This is a genomic window from Pseudomonas sp. S37 (assembly GCF_016658545.1).
In the GTDB taxonomy this organism is placed as follows: Bacteria; Pseudomonadota; Gammaproteobacteria; order Pseudomonadales; family Pseudomonadaceae; genus Aquipseudomonas.
Window position 1 is genome coordinate 1 of sequence record NZ_JACVZC010000221.1, and the last position, 1,708, is coordinate 1,708.

At 55.4% G+C, this 1,708-nt stretch carries 1 protein-coding gene; it reads right to left on the bottom strand.

The window, feature by feature from the left end:
* Positions 1–42: 42 nt before the first annotated feature.
* Positions 43–1,371 (bottom strand): IS110 family transposase, encoded by a 1,329-nt coding sequence (locus IAE39_RS29370; RefSeq protein WP_201207950.1) that lies wholly within the window; start codon positions 1,369–1,371, stop codon positions 43–45.
* Positions 1,372–1,708: the final 337 nt, after the last annotated feature.

Genomic DNA, 1,708 nt, shown 5'->3' on the forward strand with positions numbered 1-1,708 from the left:
CCGCTCTCATCAAACAAAACGCAACCCATTGATTTATAAGCCTCAGACAGCCACCACTTGATATCCCATTTTCCGGGCTTTGCGATGCAAAGCCCGGAGCTGTCGCTCTTGGCTCCTGGCTTCAAACTCTTCCAGGCCTTTTTCAACATAAGCTTTCTTTTGGGTCAGTAGGTTGTAAACCAGCCTTGCCAACTGATGTGCCGTTGCTTTGATTGCGCAACTGGTATCCATTCTGGTCAGCCTGGCTCTGTGCGATGCGCCGATGAATCCCTTGTCATTCCGAGCATTGGAGGCTGCCTGCTTGAGTGCTTGGGCTGCTCGATTGATTATTTTTGGTCCTCCTCCTGCCAGCCGGTGACCGCCAGAAATGCGCGTGGGTGGTGCCAGCCCCAACCAGGAACAAAAGTGCTGCGATGACGGGAACCGTGACAAATCCGATCCGATCTCGCCCGCCAGCACCAGTGCGGTATCCACTCCAATGGTCGGAATTGCAGTCAGGTCGATCCCCAGAACTTTCCACAGTGCTTGGTGCAAGGTTGTCTGTTGTACGCCGCTTCGATGTGGGCTACGTAAGGCTTTATTGGATTCCTGGGGCTTACTTTCCAACACCGGCAACTGCTCTAGAGCAGTGGTTATAGCCGCGTCACACTCGGCGATTTGCTGCTCCAGAAAGTCGTAAGCTGCCAACTCCTGAGTCAGCGCATGCACATGCTCTCGCCTCCAGTTGCCATGCAGACTACGAGCGACTGCCTCTTTGCCTGCTTTGATGCGACGGTCGGTAAACTCGGCCAGCTGTACTGGATCTCGCTCACCACCCACGATCGCTCGCAAAATCTTCATGCCAGTTACGCCGGAAATATCACTGATGACATTGGCTAACTGGATGTTCATCTGGCTCAGGGCCTTCTGTATCCGGTTCAATGTCTGGGCCTGATCTTTCACTTTCGAGGCCCGCTGCCTGACCAGCGACCGGACACAGCAGGTCAGATCGTCAGGGCGGAAGGCGCCTCGTAAAAGTCCGTGGGTCATCAGTTGCCAGATCCACTGGCAATCCAGCACATCTGATTTGCGGCCAGTGATCTGCCGTGTGGTTCGGGCATTGACGAGGTAAACGTCGAAGCCGCGCTCGCTGAGAATCTCGTAAATCGGAATCCAGTACACGCCCGTGGACTCCATGGCGACTACCTTGATGCTCAGCCTTTCAAGCCAGTCGGCCATTTTGTGCAGGTCATCAGTGAAAGATGTGAACGATTGAACAGGGTCGTCATGCCGGGGATCGACCGCGACAAAGTGTTCGCGGCCGCCGACATCAATTGCAGCGCAATCGGGGTGAACGACGGTGAAGCGTTGCTTGGAAGACTTGCGCGACATGCTGAATCCTCGGAGGATAGGGGCGCGCGGGGCACACGGTGGCGAAAGGGTTCACTCTCTCATACGTGGTTATTAGCTGATTCAGCTAACGCCTACAGGGACTTCACGCCGATACCGTGCGGATCACTCTCCTACGCGGGTGTGCGGACACACACCAGTGCGGGCTACGATCTCTGTCCCGCGCACACGAACCCTAACAAAGCAAAAGGCAGCTGGCCCTATTGGGCCAACTGCCTTTTCTTTTTCAAGATGTCAGCGAAGCTGCAGATCTGAAGTCATGCACCCCATGTTTGCTGCGCGACAGCGCAGCCCGGGAGGGCTGGGTAATCTCCTACAA

Coding starts and splice junctions, on each gene's coding strand:
- IAE39_RS29370 (WP_201207950.1), bottom strand. CDS start 1,371: ATGTCGCGCAAGTCTTCCAAGCAACGCTTCACCGTCGTTCACCCCGAT.